Here is a 16,101-nt window from a genome sequence, read left to right on the forward strand (position 1 = left end):
CAAAGCTGCGGAGTTGCCATGCTGATCAAAGTCCCCAAAGCGTCTGACTGTCATGAATCGGACGTCACGCCTGAATCCCTCTACCTTTCTCGCCGCAGTGTATTAGGTGCCGCCGTTGCCGGTTTGGCTGTGAGCAGTCTGCCGCGTTGGGCGAGTGCCGACGATGTTGCGCGTTATCCTGATGTCGAGCCTGGCAAGGCACCGTCCTGGTTTGCCGAAAAGCTTCCTTCCACCAAATGGGGGGCGGTCAACGTCAAAGACGAGGCGATCACACCTTTCAAGGATGCGACCCACTACAACAACTTCTATGAGTTCGGTACCGATAAAGGTGATCCCGCGGCCAACGCCGGTGCGCTGAAAACCCAACCGTGGAGCGTGGTGGTGGACGGGGAGGTGGGTAAGCCGGGGCGGTATGCACTGGAAGACTTCATGAAGCCTTATCAACTGGAAGAGCGCATCTATCGTCTTCGCTGTGTGGAAGCCTGGTCGATGGTCATTCCGTGGATCGGTTTTCCTGTTTCGGCTTTGCTCAAGGAAGTCGAGCCAACCTCTAAAGCCAAGTTCATTCGCTTCGAAACTTTGCAGGATCCCAAGAGTATGCCCGGGCAGCGTTCCGGCTTTGCCCTGATCGACTGGCCTTATGTAGAAGGGCTGCGTCTGGATGAGGCGATGAATCCATTGGCGATTCTTGCTGTGGGCATGTACGGGCGTGAGTTGCCGAATCAGAACGGTGCGCCGCTGCGGCTGGTGGTGCCCTGGAAGTACGGCTTCAAGAGCATTAAATCCATTGTGCGGATCAGCCTGGTCAGCGAACAGCCGAAAACCACTTGGCAGAGTATCGCCTCGGATGAGTATGGCTTTTATGCGAACGTGAACCCGACAGTCGATCACCCGCGTTGGACCCAGGCACGGGAAAGGCGTTTGCCGAGCGGTCTGTTCAAGCCCAATGTGCGCGACACGCAAATGTTCAACGGCTACTCGGATGAAGTTGCTTCTCTGTATACAGGGCTCGATCTGCGGAAGAATTACTGATGCGATATTCGTATTGGCGTATTGGCGTCTTCATCGCTGCAGCGATTTGGCCGCTGCTTTGGTTGTATCAGGCTTGGGCGGATGTGCTGGGGCCAGATCCGGGCAAAGTACTGGTTGATCGATTGGGGCAGGGGACGCTTGTGCTGTTGCTGATTACATTAAGCATGACGCCATTGCAGAAGCTCACCGGTTGGCCGGGATGGATAGCAGTTCGGCGGCAGTTGGGGTTGTGGTGCTTCGCTTATGTGGTTCTGCATTTGAGCGGTTACACGGCGTTCATCCTTGGCTTTGATTGGTCGCAGCTGGGTATCGAGTTACGCAAGCGGCCGTACATTATTGTCGGGGTGCTGGGATTTCTCTGTTTGTTGGCATTGGCGGTTACCTCCAATCGCTACAGTCAGCGGCGTTTGGGGGCTCGCTGGAAGAAATTGCATCGGTTGGTCTATGTGGCTCTCGGGCTTGGATTGCTGCATATGTTGTGGATTGTGCGTGCCGATCTGAAGGAGTGGGCGATCTATGCTTCTATAGGTGCGTTGTTGTTGGTGTTGAGATTGCCGCCTGTAACCCGCCGGATTCCACATTTAATAGCCAAAAAGGCACCTTCTGCAAGAAAGGTGTAATTAGAGGTTGACGGCAGATTTTGGAAGTCTATAATTCGCCCCACTTCCGGCGCAGTCGAAACGGAAAACTCCTTGGTAAACAAAGAGTTACGCAGTTTTCGGCAGTGGTTACGCTTCAGTTCATCGAAGCCAGAAGGAGTTGGTAGGGCAGTGTGTTTTCGCCTTATCGACGGTTCGATCTTCTCGGTCGAAAGCGGAGGAAAAGAGGTGTTGACAGCAGCGAGTAACGCTGTAGAATTCGCCTCCCGCTAACGAGAGATCGGAAGCGCAAGTGGTTGAAGTTGCAAAGGAAACTTTGAAAGCTTCTGAAAATAACCGCTTGACAGCAACAGGGGCTGCTGTAGAATGCGCGCCTCGGTTGAGACGAAAGATCTTAACCAACCGCTCTTTAACAACTGAATCAAGCAATTCGTGTGGGTGCTTGTGGAGTCAGACTGATAGTCAACAAGATTATCAGCATCACAAGTTACTCCGCGAGAAATCAAAGATGTAACCAACGATTGCTGAGCCAAGTTTAGGGTTTCTTAAAAACCCAAAGATGTTTGAACTGAAGAGTTTGATCATGGCTCAGATTGAACGCTGGCGGCAGGCCTAACACATGCAAGTCGAGCGGCAGCACGGGTACTTGTACCTGGTGGCGAGCGGCGGACGGGTGAGTAATGCCTAGGAATCTGCCTGGTAGTGGGGATAACGCTCGGAAACGGACGCTAATACCGCATACGTCCTACGGGAGAAAGCAGGGGACCTTCGGGCCTTGCGCTATCAGATGAGCCTAGGTCGGATTAGCTAGTTGGTGAGGTAATGGCTCACCAAGGCGACGATCCGTAACTGGTCTGAGAGGATGATCAGTCACACTGGAACTGAGACACGGTCCAGACTCCTACGGGAGGCCAGTGGGGAATATTGGACAATGGGCGAAGCCTGATCCAGCCATGCCGCGTGTGTGAAGAAGGTCTTCGGATTGTAAAGCACTTTAAGTTGGGAGGAAGGGCAGTTACCTAATACGTAATTGTTTTGACGTTACCGACAGAATAAGCACCGGCTAACTCTGTGCCAGCAGCCGCGGTAATACAGAGGGTGCAAGCGTTAATCGGAATTACTGGGCGTAAAGCGCGCGTAGGTGGTTCGTTAAGTTGGATGTGAAATCCCCGGGCTCAACCTGGGAACTGCATTCAAAACTGACGAGCTAGAGTATGGTAGAGGGTGGTGGAATTTCCTGTGTAGCGGTGAAATGCGTAGATATAGGAAGGAACACCAGTGGCGAAGGCGACCACCTGGACTGATACTGACACTGAGGTGCGAAAGCGTGGGGAGCAAACAGGATTAGATACCCTGGTAGTCCACGCCGTAAACGATGTCAACTAGCCGTTGGGAGCCTTGAGCTCTTAGTGGCGCAGCTAACGCATTAAGTTGACCGCCTGGGGAGTACGGCCGCAAGGTTAAAACTCAAATGAATTGACGGGGGCCCGCACAAGCGGTGGAGCATGTGGTTTAATTCGAAGCAACGCGAAGAACCTTACCAGGCCTTGACATCCAATGAACTTTCCAGAGATGGATTGGTGCCTTCGGGAACATTGAGACAGGTGCTGCATGGCTGTCGTCAGCTCGTGTCGTGAGATGTTGGGTTAAGTCCCGTAACGAGCGCAACCCTTGTCCTTAGTTACCAGCACGTAATGGTGGGCACTCTAAGGAGACTGCCGGTGACAAACCGGAGGAAGGTGGGGATGACGTCAAGTCATCATGGCCCTTACGGCCTGGGCTACACACGTGCTACAATGGTCGGTACAGAGGGTTGCCAAGCCGCGAGGTGGAGCTAATCCCATAAAACCGATCGTAGTCCGGATCGCAGTCTGCAACTCGACTGCGTGAAGTCGGAATCGCTAGTAATCGCGAATCAGAATGTCGCGGTGAATACGTTCCCGGGCCTTGTACACACCGCCCGTCACACCATGGGAGTGGGTTGCACCAGAAGTAGCTAGTCTAACCTTCGGGAGGACGGTTACCACGGTGTGATTCATGACTGGGGTGAAGTCGTAACAAGGTAGCCGTAGGGGAACCTGCGGCTGGATCACCTCCTTAATCGACGACATCAGCTGCTCCATAAGTTCCCACACGAATTGCTTGATTCATTGAAGAAGACGATAAGAAGCAGCCCGAAATTGGGTCTGTAGCTCAGTTGGTTAGAGCGCACCCCTGATAAGGGTGAGGTCGGCAGTTCGAATCTGCCCAGACCCACCAATTTTGTGTGGGAAACGCCTGTAGAAATACGGGGCCATAGCTCAGCTGGGAGAGCGCCTGCCTTGCACGCAGGAGGTCAACGGTTCGATCCCGTTTGGCTCCACCACTACTGCTTCTGTTTGTTGAAAGCTTAGAAATGAGCATTCCATCGTGACGATGGTGAATGTTGATTTCTAGTCTTTGATTAGATCGTTCTTTAAAAATTTGGGTATGTGATAGAAATAGACTGATGGCCACTTTCACTGGTGGTGATCAGGCTAAGGTAAAATTTGTGAGTTTAATCGCGAATTTTCGGCGAATGTCGTCTTCACAGTATAACCAGATTGCTTGGGGTTATATGGTCAAGTGAAGAAGCGCATACGGTGGATGCCTTGGCAGTCAGAGGCGATGAAAGACGTGGTAGCCTGCGAAAAGCTTCGGGGAGTCGGCAAACAGACTTTGATCCGGAGATGTCTGAATGGGGGAACCCACCTAACATAAGTTAGGTATCTTAAGCTGAATACATAGGCTTAAGAAGCGAACCAGGGGAACTGAAACATCTAAGTACCCTGAGGAAAAGAATCAACCGAGATTCCCTTAGTAGTGGCGAGCGAACGGGGACTAGCCCTTAAGTGGCTTTGAGATTAGCGGAACGCTCTGGAAAGTGCGGCCATAGTGGGTGATAGCCCTGTACGCGAAAATCTCTTGGCCATGAAATCGAGTAGGACGGAGCACGAGAAACTTTGTCTGAATATGGGGGGACCATCCTCCAAGGCTAAATACTACTGACTGACCGATAGTGAACTAGTACCGTGAGGGAAAGGCGAAAAGAACCCCGGAGAGGGGAGTGAAATAGATCCTGAAACCGTATGCGTACAAGCAGTGGGAGCCCACTTGTTGGGTGACTGCGTACCTTTTGTATAATGGGTCAGCGACTTATTTTCAGTGGCGAGCTTAACCGAATAGGGGAGGCGTAGCGAAAGCGAGTCTTAATAGGGCGTCTAGTCGCTGGGAATAGACCCGAAACCGGGCGATCTATCCATGGGCAGGTTGAAGGTTGGGTAACACTAACTGGAGGACCGAACCGACTACCGTTGAAAAGTTAGCGGATGACCTGTGGATCGGAGTGAAAGGCTAATCAAGCTCGGAGATAGCTGGTTCTCCTCGAAAGCTATTTAGGTAGCGCCTCATGTATCACTGTAGGGGGTAGAGCACTGTTTCGGCTAGGGGGTCATCCCGACTTACCAAACCGATGCAAACTCCGAATACCTACAAGTGCCGAGCATGGGAGACACACGGCGGGTGCTAACGTCCGTCGTGAAAAGGGAAACAACCCAGACCGTCAGCTAAGGTCCCAAAGTTATGGTTAAGTGGGAAACGATGTGGGAAGGCTTAGACAGCTAGGAGGTTGGCTTAGAAGCAGCCACCCTTTAAAGAAAGCGTAATAGCTCACTAGTCGAGTCGGCCTGCGCGGAAGATGTAACGGGGCTCAAACCATACACCGAAGCTACGGGTATCACTTAGGTGATGCGGTAGAGGAGCGTTCTGTAAGCCTGTGAAGGTGAGTTGAGAAGCTTGCTGGAGGTATCAGAAGTGCGAATGCTGACATGAGTAACGACAATGGGTGTGAAAAACACCCACGCCGAAAGACCAAGGTTTCCTGCGCAACGTTAATCGACGCAGGGTTAGTCGGTCCCTAAGGCGAGGCTGAAAAGCGTAGTCGATGGAAAACAGGTTAATATTCCTGTACTTCTGGTTATTGCGATGGAGGGACGGAGAAGGCTAGGCCAGCTTGGCGTTGGTTGTCCAAGTTTAAGGTGGTAGGCTGGAATCTTAGGTAAATCCGGGATTCTAAGGCCGAGAGCTGATGACGAGTGTTCTTTTAGAACACGAAGTGGTTGATGCCATGCTTCCAAGAAAAGCTTCTAAGCTTCAGGTAACCAGGAACCGTACCCCAAACCGACACAGGTGGTTGGGTAGAGAATACCAAGGCGCTTGAGAGAACTCGGGTGAAGGAACTAGGCAAAATGGCACCGTAACTTCGGGAGAAGGTGCGCCGGTGAGGGTGAAGCATTTACTGCGTAAGCCCACGCCGGTCGAAGATACCAGGCCGCTGCGACTGTTTATTAAAAACAGCACTCTGCAAACACGAAAGTGGACGTATAGGGTGTGACGCCTGCCCGGTGCCGGAAGGTTAATTGATGGGGTTAGCTAACGCGAAGCTCTTGATCGAAGCCCCGGTAAACGGCGGCCGTAACTATAACGGTCCTAAGGTAGCGAAATTCCTTGTCGGGTAAGTTCCGACCTGCACGAATGGCGTAACGATGGCGGCGCTGTCTCCACCCGAGACTCAGTGAAATTGAAATCGCTGTGAAGATGCAGTGTATCCGCGGCTAGACGGAAAGACCCCGTGAACCTTTACTATAGCTTTGCACTGGACTTTGAATTTGCTTGTGTAGGATAGGTGGGAGGCTTTGAAGCGTGGACGCCAGTTCGCGTGGAGCCAACCTTGAAATACCACCCTGGCAACTTTGAGGTTCTAACTCAGGTCCGTTATCCGGATCGAGGACAGTGTATGGTGGGTAGTTTGACTGGGGCGGTCTCCTCCTAAAGAGTAACGGAGGAGTACGAAGGTGCGCTCAGACCGGTCGGAAATCGGTCGTAGAGTATAAAGGCAAAAGCGCGCTTGACTGCGAGACAGACACGTCGAGCAGGTACGAAAGTAGGTCTTAGTGATCCGGTGGTTCTGTATGGAAGGGCCATCGCTCAACGGATAAAAGGTACTCCGGGGATAACAGGCTGATACCGCCCAAGAGTTCATATCGACGGCGGTGTTTGGCACCTCGATGTCGGCTCATCACATCCTGGGGCTGAAGCCGGTCCCAAGGGTATGGCTGTTCGCCATTTAAAGTGGTACGCGAGCTGGGTTTAGAACGTCGTGAGACAGTTCGGTCCCTATCTGCCGTGGACGTTTGAGATTTGAGAGGGGCTGCTCCTAGTACGAGAGGACCGGAGTGGACGAACCTCTGGTGTTCCGGTTGTCACGCCAGTGGCATTGCCGGGTAGCTATGTTCGGAATAGATAACCGCTGAAAGCATCTAAGCGGGAAACTAGCCTCAAGATGAGATCTCACTGGGACCTTGAGTCCCCTGAAGGGCCGTCGAAGACTACGACGTTGATAGGTTGGGTGTGTAAGCGCTGTGAGGCGTTGAGCTAACCAATACTAATTGCCCGTGAGGCTTGACCATATAACACCAAGCAATTTGCTGACCTGAAGAGGCACCAGATTGCGGTGTGTGAAGACGAAACGAACCGAAAGTTCGAGAAACAAACACACAAACTATCGCATACCCATTCGCTGGAGCGTGACCTCGCAAGAGAACACGAGCTGGCTACCGAATTTCTTGACGACCATAGAGCATTGGAACCACCTGATCCCATCCCGAACTCAGCAGTGAAACGATGCATCGCCGATGGTAGTGTGGGGTTTCCCCATGTGAGAGTAGGTCATCGTCAAGATTAAATTCCAAAACCCCTATCTGCGTATGCAGGTAGGGGTTTTGTTTTGTCCGCAGGAAAAGAGCACTCTGGCAGCAATACAAAATTGCACAGTTATTTTCGAGTCAGGACACTAGAATAGGTCCAACTTTTTTGGAGCCAGAGCCTTTATGCCGGATCCGGTTGACGCCCCAGGGCTGTCAGATTTACCGCTGGACGACTTGGTAGCGTGTCATGAGTGCGACTTGCTGATGCGCAAGCCTGAGCTTGCTCATGGTGAGAAAGCCATCTGTGTACGCTGTGGTTATGAGCTGTATGCCCATCGACACAATGTCGTGCAGCGCAGTCTCGCCTTGGTCATTGCCGCACTGTTGTTGTTCATCCCGGCGAACTTTCTACCCATCATGCAGCTCCATCTACTCGGACAGTCGTCGCACGATACTGTCTGGAGCGGCGTTGTCGGTCTGTTCGATACCGGTATGCGAGGCGTAGCGGCAGTGGTATTCCTTTGCAGCATGGGGATTCCGCTGCTCAAGCTGCTTTGCCAGCTGGTGGTGTTGCTGAGTATTCGCTTCGATATCGGACGCAGCTACGGCTTGCTGCTCTACCGCATTTATCACCATCTACGGGACTGGGGGATGCTCGAGGTTTACCTCATGGGCGTACTGGTTGCGATCGTCAAATTGGCCGATATGGCGGCGGTCACCGTAGGTCTTGGTCTGGCGTGCTTCATCAGTTTGTTGTTGGTTCAGGTCTGGCTGGAAGTAGTGATGTCACCGCACCAGATCTGGCAGGCTCTATCAGGAGAAGATGCCCATGCGGGCGATTGATGCAGGCATTCTGATTTGTGCCGAATGCCACGAGTTGAATAAACAGGAAGCCGACACCGACGAGCAGGTTTGCACTCGCTGCGGTGCGCTGGTTCACGCCCGCCGTCCAAACAGCCTGATGCGTACCTGGGCATTGTTGATCACGGGCGCGATTCTCTACATCCCGGCCAATGTGCTACCGATCATGACTGTCAATTCCCTGGGCCAAGGTGATCCGAGCACCATTATGTCCGGTGTGATTCAACTGGTTCAGCACGGCATGATTCCAATAGCCGCCGTGGTTTTTATCGCCAGCATCCTGGTACCCACGTTCAAGCTGGTGGGTATCGCATTGCTGCTGTTTTCGGTGCAGCGCCGCCAGCCGCTCTCGGCACGCCAGCGCATTCTGATGTACCGCTTTATCGAGTTCATTGGCCGCTGGTCGATGCTGGATATCTTTGTAATCGCCATCCTGGTGGCGGTTGTGAATTTTGGACGGCTTGCCAGCATCGAAGCCAATCTTGGCGCCATCGCCTTCGCCAGTGTGGTGATTCTGACGATGCTTGCCGCAGTAACTTTCGATCCCCGACTGATTTGGGATAACACGGAGTCGGACGACGACCATGACTGATTTGCCTAAAGCGAAAACCCGACCGGCCTCGAACTGGTCAGCCATTTGGGTGTTGCCCCTGATTGCCTTGATCATCGGCGGCTGGCTCGGCTGGCGTGCCTACAGTGAGACGGGCATCGAGATTCAGGTGCGCTTCGAAAGCGGTGAAGGCATTCAGGCCAACAAGACCGAAGTCGTCTACAAAGGCATGTCGGTCGGAAAGGTGAAAGCCCTTAAACTCGATGACGAAGGCAGCTCCAAAGGAGTGATCGCGACCATTGAGATGAACAAGGACGTGGTGCAATACCTCAAGACCAGTACACGGTTCTGGCTGGTCAAACCTAGCGTGAGCCTGGCCGGTATCACGGGCCTGGAGACGCTGGTCTCGGGTAACTACGTGGCTGTCAGCCCGGGGTGAAGGCGAGCCGACCCGCAAGTTCAAGGCCCTGGCCCAAGAGCCTCCGCTATCGGATGCCCAACCCGGCCTGCACCTGACCATCAAGGCTGATCGCCTCGGCTCGCTGAATCGCGGCAGCCCGGTGTTCTACAAGCAGATTCAGGTCGGTCAGATCAAAAGCTATGTGCTGTCCGCAGACCAGAGCACTGTCGAACTCAAAGTGTTCATCGAGCCGACCTACGCCAGCCTGGTGCGTAAACACACGCGTTTCTGGAATGCCAGCGGCATCAGTATCGACGCGAACCTGTCCGGTGTGAAAGTGCGTAGCGAGTCCCTCGCCAGCATCGTCGCCGGTGGTATTGCATTTGCTACTCCGGAAAATCGCAAGGACAGCCCGCCCACCGATCCAAGCCTGCCATTCCGTCTCTATGAGGACTTCGATGCGGCTGCGGCGGGTATTCGGGTCAAGGTCAAACTCAGCGATTTCGAAGGCCTGCAGGCCGGTCGCACGCCGGTGATGTACAAAGGCATCCAGGTCGGCAATTTGAAAACGCTCAAGGTTGACCCGGACTTGTCCAGTGCGACCGCGGAGTTGACTCTCGACCCACTGGCCGAGGATTACCTGGTCACTGGCACCCAGTTCTGGGTGGTCAAACCATCGATTTCGCTCGCCGGTATTACGGGCCTGGAAGCGCTGGTCAAAGGTAACTACATCGCCGTGCGCCCTGGCGACAAGGGCGGTGCACCGCAACGCGAGTTCGAAGCACGGCCCAAGGCGCCGCCACTGGATCTGCGTTCGCCAGGCCTGCACTTGGTTTTGTTCACCGACAATCTTGGTTCTCTGGAAGTCGGCAGTCCGATTCTCTACAAACAGGTCAAGGTCGGTTCGGTTCAGAGCTATCAATTCTCCCGCACCAAAAAGCAGCTGGTGATCGGAGTGCATATCGAGAAGGAATACGAAGGGCTGGTCAACGCCTCGACGCGTTTCTGGAATGCCAGCGGCATTACGCTCACCGGTGGATTGACCGGCGGCATCCAGGTCAAAAGTGAATCGTTGCAGAGCCTGATGGCCGGTGGTATCGCCTTCGAAACCCCGGAAGCCAAAGCGCCGTTGCAGAAGCGTATTCCACGTTTCCGCCTGCATGCGAGCCATGATGAGGCAACGCAAAAAGGTACTATGGTGACAATCAAGGTCGATCGAGCCGATGGCCTGCGCAGTGGCACGCCGGTTCGATTCAAAGGCCTGGACGTCGGCAAGATTGAGGACGTCGACCTCAGTGATGACCTCCAATCAGTACTGCTGACCGCGCGGATCACAGAAGTGCCGGAGCGTATCGCTCGGGTCGGCAGTCAGTTCTGGGTGGTCAAACCTGAACTCGGTCTGATTAAAACCTCGAACCTCGAGACTTTGGTCACCGGGCAATACATCGAAGTGCAGCCGGCGCCGAAGAACCTCGGCCCACAGAAGACTTTCGAGGCCTTGACCAATCCTCCGGAAACCGCCAAGGAAGAGGCTGGTTTGAGCCTGGTGTTGAGCGCTGCTCGTCGGGGTTCGCTGAAGACTGGCGTCCCCGTCACCTATCGCGAAATCACGGTAGGCAAGGTGACCGGCTATGAACTGGGCCAGACGGCTGATCGAGTGTTGGTACACATACTGATCGAACCGAAATATGCACCGTTGGTGCGCAGTGGTACGCGGTTCTGGAACACCAGTGGTTTTGGTTTTGACTACGGCTTGTTCAAAGGCGCGACAATACGCACTGAATCGCTGGAGACGCTGGTTCAGGGCGGTATTGCTTTTGCCACGCCGGATGGCGACCGCATGGGTGTCCCGGCGCGGCCCGAGCAAACCTTCCCGTTGTTCGACCAGTTCGAAGATGAGTGGCTGACCTGGTCGCCGAAGATAGCACTCGGCAAGTAGTTGATCGGTGCCTGTGATGCTGCTTTCGCGGGCAAGCCTCGCTCCTATGAAAAGATAAAAAAGGCCGCGATCCATTGGATCGCGGCCTTTTTGCTGGCTTGGATTAAGTCAAATCAGACCGCATCCAGCTCCGGTTCATCAGCTTGTACAACAACGGTTGCCTTCACTTCATCGTGACGACGGATGTACTTCCAGTCCGCCTCGTCGATGTAGATACCGTTCGGGCCGCTGCCGCCTTCCAGGTCGATAGCGACACTGGCGCAGACTTGCGGCTTCACACTCGCCAGAATCGGCACGAAGCCCAGTTGCAGGCTGGTTTCAAGCAGTGCTGCCTGGTTCTTCTCGTCGATATCCGCCGCCTCGTCGAGGTAGTACGGCAGGCGCACGCGACCGGCCTGGTCACGGTCCATCAAGTGCAATAACAAGTACATGTTGGTCAGCGCCTTGATGGTCATGGTGGTGCCGTTGGACGCCGCGCCGTCGATGTCGGTGTGGATCACCGGTTGACCGTTGACCTTGGTGATCTCGAACGCCAGTTCGAACAGATCCTTGAGTCCGAGCTGGTTGTGGTTGGCCGCCACCAGCCGTGCCAGGTATTCCTTGGCTTCTTCGTTCTTGTTGTCCTGCTCGGCGCTTTGGCTCAGGTCGAAGACGGAGAGGGTTTCGCCTTCTTCGTACTGACCGGCGCTGTGGATGATCTGGTCAATGTGCTTGAGCGCTTCCTTGTTCGGCGCGAGCACGATACGGAAGCTCTGCAGGTTGGAGACCTGACGTTTGTTGATCTCGCGGTTGAACAGCGCCAGTTGATGTTCGAGGCTGTCGTAGTCACTGCGGATGTTGCGCAGGGTCCGGGCGATGTCGGTAACCGCCGCGCGGCGCGCCTTGCCGAGGGTCAGGGCTTCATCGGTGCGGTGTGCGTACGCGTTGATCAGCAGTTGCAGGCGACGCTCCATATCGTCTTCGCTGTCGAACTTGGCCACGCCCTTGAGGCGAACCTGCGCGTAGAGCGCGTCGATCTGCCCGTCAGCCCGCAGCAGGCCTTGCCAGCTGTCCTGATAGTCATTGAGCAATGGCAGCAGGTTGTCCATGGAATCGTCGACCGGGTCCATAAACGGCGTGCCGAACGGCAGGTCGGCCGGCAACAGCTGACGACGACGCAGTGCATCGTCGAGGGTGCGTTGTTTGGCTTCCATGTCACCGATCTGCCGGCCGACCAATTGCAGCTTGGCCGACAGTTGCTGGACGCGTTCGGTGAAGGCATCGCTGGAGCGTTTCAACTCGTCCTGGGCGGCTTCCATCTGCGCCAATTGCTCAAGCTTGTCGCCTTCTTCGGCGCTCAGGGTTTGCGCGCGGCGGAAGTCTTCCAGAGCTTTCTGCGCATCCAGCACTTGCTGGTACAGCGCTTCGGTCTGGGTCTTGCTGGCCGCGCGGTCTGCCGCCACGGCAGCTTGAGTTTTCAGCTGCTTGAGTTCTTTTTCCAGGCGGTCTTTCTGATCGCGCAGCGCCGCGCGGTCGGCCAGGGCTTGCAGGGCCGGCGGCTCGATGTGCGAGATGTCGATGGACAGGCCCGGCACTTCGAAGCGCTCGCCTTTGAAGCCATCGAGAATCAGTTCCATGGATTTGACCCACTGACCGTCCTCGTCCAGCATAATGCCGTGTTCCCCCAGTGGCAGGCTGAACAGTGCGCTGTTGAACAGGCGCATCAGGCGCTCGACGTCCTGCTGCGAGAATTCTTCGCGCAAACGGGCATAGCTGTTGTTGTCGGCGTGATCGAGTTGTTGTTTCACCGATTTGAGGCGTTTTTCCAGATCCCGCAGACGCTCTTCCAGGTCTTCGGCGCTGAACTGCCGCGACTGGGCCAGCGCACCGGCCAGTTCGTCATGCGCGTCCTTGGCGGCGAGCAGTTGCTGCTCGAGGACTTTGACGTCATCGACCAGGGCGAAGCGATGCTTGAGCACTGACAATTCGCCGAGCCAGCGCTGGATGCCGGTGATTTCCCGCTCCAGACGCATCAGCTCCTGAGTGCCGCCGCGTTGATCGTTTTGCAGGGCGTCCTGCTCGTTGCGGTAGTGCTCGGCCTGAATCGTCAGTTCTTCCTTGCGCGCACTGGCGTAATCCGACCAAGTACCGAGCAGGGAGTCGAGCAGTGGCGACAGGCGATGCAGTTTGCCGCGCAGGATGTCCCGCTGTTTCACGCCGTTGGCCAAGGCTTCGACCAACGGGCCGGCAGCGACCAGCGAGTTGTAGTCCTGCTCCATGCGACGAACATCGCGGAACGCTTCTTCGCACGCGGCGATGTAATCGACGCTACCGGAACGCAGGCTGTGTTCGAAAGCATCGAGGAACAACTGTTTGAGTTTGGCCGCGGTGATTTCGCGCATGTGCAGCAAGTTGATGAACAGAGCGCGGAAGGTCTTCAGGCTCTGCTCGCTGGTGGAACGCAGCGGGATCAGCGTCAGGTCCAGCGGAATCGAGGTGTGGCCACCGACCAGCAAACGACGCAGTTCATCCGGCTTGAGTTCGTAGGCTTTCAGACCTTCGCGCTCGAGGTTGTTGAACAGCTCTTTCTGCCGCAGGCAGGTGTCGTCTTTCTGGTAATGGGCCAGGTCGAGTTTGCCGGCGTAGGCAAAGAACTGGTGACCGAAACCGCCACCCGGGCCACGGCCGACCACGCCGATCACGTGCGGGCCGTGGGGCAGGGAGACTTCCACCAGGATGTAACTGGTGTCCGAGGCGAAGTAGAAGCGCCGGGATTGCTCCAGGCTGTACTTGCCGAAACTCATGTCCGACATGCGCGCCAGAATCGGGAACTGCAAGGCGTTGATCGAAGCGGATTTACCGAGGTTGTTCGCGCCGTACACCGACAACGGTTCTTCCAGCGGGAACAGGCCGAGGCTGTAACCGGCGGTGTTCAAAAGGGCAAAACGGCGAATGCCGTAGCGTTCCTTGCTCATGCGTCGGTCTCCTGTTCTTCGGCAATGGCGCGGGCCAGTGCGTCTTCTTCGCTTTCTTCTGCAAAGTCACTCAAGTCGAGCGGGTCATCGGTCTGCAGCAGCTTTTCGTCGCTGTCTTCGTCGATCAGCACCGGCGCTGGTAACGGCAGCACGCTGTGCAGGCTGGCGGCCAGGTCGCGGTCTTGCTGGACCGACAGGCAGACATCGAGGAAGCGGTGCATCGGCGGCAGGAAGCGGTAGACACCGTTTTCTTCGCCGGCGAAACCGAGCTGGGTCATGCGGCGCATGATCTTTTCTTCGAGTTCTTCGACGGTCTGCACTTCGGCCTGAATAAACAGGTCGCGGTACTTCTCCAGCAGCGATGGCAATTCATCGCGACCGAGGCTGCCGCCGTCGAGCACGGCGATCGGGTCACGGCCCTGGTCGGCCAGGTGTTCGACGAGGATGAAGGTGAACAGCGCCAGACGTTGTGCCGTTTTGTTTACCGCCGCCGCGGCCAGGTCCGGTACGAAGTAGTAGAAACCACGGGTGTCACACACCAGTTCAAAACCCAGCGCCTTGAACAGCGTGCGGTACTGGTCCTGGAAGTTCGACAGTTGGGCGTACAGCTCAGGGTCGCGGCGGCTGACGTGGTAGCCCTTGAACAGCTCGCGAAAAATCGGCGCCAGCTGGGACAGTTCGGATAGATCAAGATGCATTTGGGATGCTCGCAGAATCCTCGGCGGCGGTGTCGCGGGCCGAGAGCAGGGCGAAGGAGCGCAGGCTGACCTGGTGCTCGTGAGTGTGGTAATCGCGGCGTTCCAGACGCTCGCGCTTGAAGCGTTTTTCCCGCGACAGGCGCGAGAACCAGTAGAGCAATTCGTCGGTGGCGCCGTCCGGCTCCTGCTCCAGCAGCCAGCTCATCAGGTCCGGCATCGGCAGGGCATCTTCGCAACGTTCGAGCATTTCCCGAACCGTGCGTGGCGCGCGCGGGGCTTCGCCTTTCTGGGTCTTGTGGGCCTTGGGGAAACGCGCCGGTTTCGGCTCGAAACGGGCCAGGGCGTAGACATAGGCTTCGACCTGGCTGGCACTGCCGAGGAAGGTGCTTTGCGGGCGGGTGAACAGCGGCATCGCGGCTTGCGGCACCGCATCGATGCCTTTACGACGAATGGCCGACAACGCCAGGGCTGCGCCACGGGTCACGGCGTTATGCCGGCGTGCTTCTTCGCGCAGCGGCAGCAGCAGCTCGCGGGCGTGACGCAGGGTCAACTGGGCGCTGGTCTGCATTTCGAGGATGCGCGCGTGGGTGCGCAGCAGCATGTCGTCGTCGACCAGATGGCCGAGGCGCTGCTGTTCGGTGAGCATGCGCAACAACACGTTCTCAACCTTGCGCACGCCTTGTTCGAAGGCGCCGTCGGCATTCACCAGCTGAATCATCGGTTCGACGTATTCGTCCCAGGTCGCCAGCACTTCAGCATAACGCTGGCGCAGCGGAATCTGCCGGTCGCTGGTCTTGGCCCGTTCGGCGACGGCCACCAGGGCCTGTTCGTCGTTGGCGAGTTTCTTCAGCACGTCCCGCACGCGCATGTCGAGCAGGCGCAACTGGCGCGCCAGATCGTTGCCGTCGCGAATGTCGAAGGCGTCCTGGATGTAACCGGCCAGGCGTTCGAGGTGGCGCAGATAGGCTTCGATTTCCAGGCACAGGCCCAGACGGTGCTCACGGCGCAGGTAAGCGAGGAAGTCATGGATCTGCGCGTTGAGCTCGAAACGGTTCGGGCTTTTCGCCACGGGAACCAGAATGTCGAGGCGAATCCACACGTCCAGCAGGCTGGTGATGTCCTGCGGTGTGCTGTCCAGTTGCTGGGCGGCCAACTGTGAACGCAGTTCGTTGAGGCTCAGTGTGCCTTGGTCGAAGTGCTCGCACAGTGGCTCCAGAAGTGCCCAGTGTTCAGCGAGGGCGCGCAAGACGCGCTTGGGTTCGATCATCGGAATGGCCGGCTGGTTGACGATTAAAAGCCGCGATTGTACTGCATCGCGGCCGTGTCGATTCACTCTCGGGATGGG

7 protein-coding genes, 2 tRNA genes, 3 rRNA genes and 1 pseudogene are annotated in these 16,101 nt (G+C 56.0%); 10 read left to right on the forward strand and 3 right to left on the reverse strand.

What is annotated here, in order from left to right; genetic code table 11:
• Positions 1-18: 18 nt before the first annotated feature.
• From msrP to PSH65_RS05005, 10 genes and pseudogenes are all read left to right on the forward strand, one after another.
• Positions 19-1,032 carry a protein-methionine-sulfoxide reductase catalytic subunit MsrP gene (msrP, locus tag PSH65_RS04960; RefSeq protein WP_305425174.1) on the forward strand — a complete coding sequence of 338 codons (1,014 nt, stop codon included), beginning with the start codon at positions 19-21 and terminating at the stop codon, positions 1,030-1,032.
• Positions 1,032-1,652 carry a protein-methionine-sulfoxide reductase heme-binding subunit MsrQ gene (msrQ, locus tag PSH65_RS04965; protein ID WP_305425175.1) on the forward strand — a complete coding sequence of 207 codons (621 nt, stop codon included), beginning with the start codon at positions 1,032-1,034 and terminating at the stop codon, positions 1,650-1,652. Before msrP ends, msrQ begins: the two co-directional genes overlap by 1 nt.
• Positions 1,653-2,196: 544 nt before the next feature.
• Positions 2,197-3,731, forward strand: a 16S ribosomal RNA gene (locus PSH65_RS04970).
• A gap of 82 nt (positions 3,732-3,813) precedes the next feature.
• Positions 3,814-3,890 (forward strand) — tRNA-Ile (locus PSH65_RS04975).
• A gap of 30 nt (positions 3,891-3,920) precedes the next feature.
• Positions 3,921-3,996 (forward strand) — tRNA-Ala (locus PSH65_RS04980).
• A gap of 233 nt (positions 3,997-4,229) precedes the next feature.
• A 23S ribosomal RNA gene (locus PSH65_RS04985) occupies positions 4,230-7,117 on the forward strand.
• 155 nt (positions 7,118-7,272) lie between these two features.
• Positions 7,273-7,388, forward strand: a 5S ribosomal RNA gene (rrf, locus tag PSH65_RS04990).
• Together the 16S, 23S and 5S rRNA genes with 2 tRNA genes alongside form the textbook arrangement of a ribosomal RNA operon.
• Before the next feature lie 149 nt (positions 7,389-7,537).
• Positions 7,538-8,197, forward strand: a complete 660-nt coding sequence (locus PSH65_RS04995; RefSeq protein WP_305425176.1) for a paraquat-inducible protein A — start codon at positions 7,538-7,540, stop codon at positions 8,195-8,197.
• The gene (locus PSH65_RS05000; RefSeq protein WP_007896874.1) at positions 8,184-8,807 is read left to right on the forward strand and encodes a paraquat-inducible protein A; all 624 of its coding nucleotides are present in this window, start codon (positions 8,184-8,186) and stop codon (positions 8,805-8,807) included. Before PSH65_RS04995 ends, PSH65_RS05000 begins: the two co-directional genes overlap by 14 nt.
• Positions 8,800-11,104: pseudogene (locus tag PSH65_RS05005) on the forward strand (MlaD family protein). The gene PSH65_RS05000 and the pseudogene PSH65_RS05005 overlap by 8 nt, the downstream one beginning before the upstream one ends.
• Before the next feature lie 113 nt (positions 11,105-11,217).
• Here PSH65_RS05005 and mksF read toward each other — a convergent pair.
• From mksF to mksB, 3 genes are read right to left on the reverse strand one after another with little or no spacing between them, the layout of a single operon-like run.
• Positions 11,218-14,058, reverse strand: a complete 2,841-nt coding sequence (gene mksF / locus PSH65_RS05010) for an Mks condensin complex protein MksF (protein WP_305425177.1) — start codon at positions 14,056-14,058, stop codon at positions 11,218-11,220.
• On the reverse strand, positions 14,055-14,756 hold the full coding sequence (mksE, locus tag PSH65_RS05015) for an Mks condensin complex protein MksE (protein WP_019582408.1): 702 nt from the start codon (positions 14,754-14,756) through the stop codon (positions 14,055-14,057). Before mksE ends, mksF begins: the two co-directional genes overlap by 4 nt.
• Positions 14,746-16,023 (reverse strand): Mks condensin complex protein MksB, encoded by a 1,278-nt coding sequence (gene mksB / locus PSH65_RS05020; RefSeq protein ID WP_007939726.1) that lies wholly within the window; start codon positions 16,021-16,023, stop codon positions 14,746-14,748. The genes mksE and mksB overlap by 11 nt, the downstream gene beginning before the upstream one ends.
• Positions 16,024-16,101: the final 78 nt, after the last annotated feature.

Origin of the sequence: Pseudomonas sp. FP603, from assembly GCF_030687415.1 — a bacterium.
In the GTDB taxonomy this organism is placed as follows: Bacteria; Pseudomonadota; Gammaproteobacteria; order Pseudomonadales; family Pseudomonadaceae; genus Aquipseudomonas; species Aquipseudomonas wuhanensis.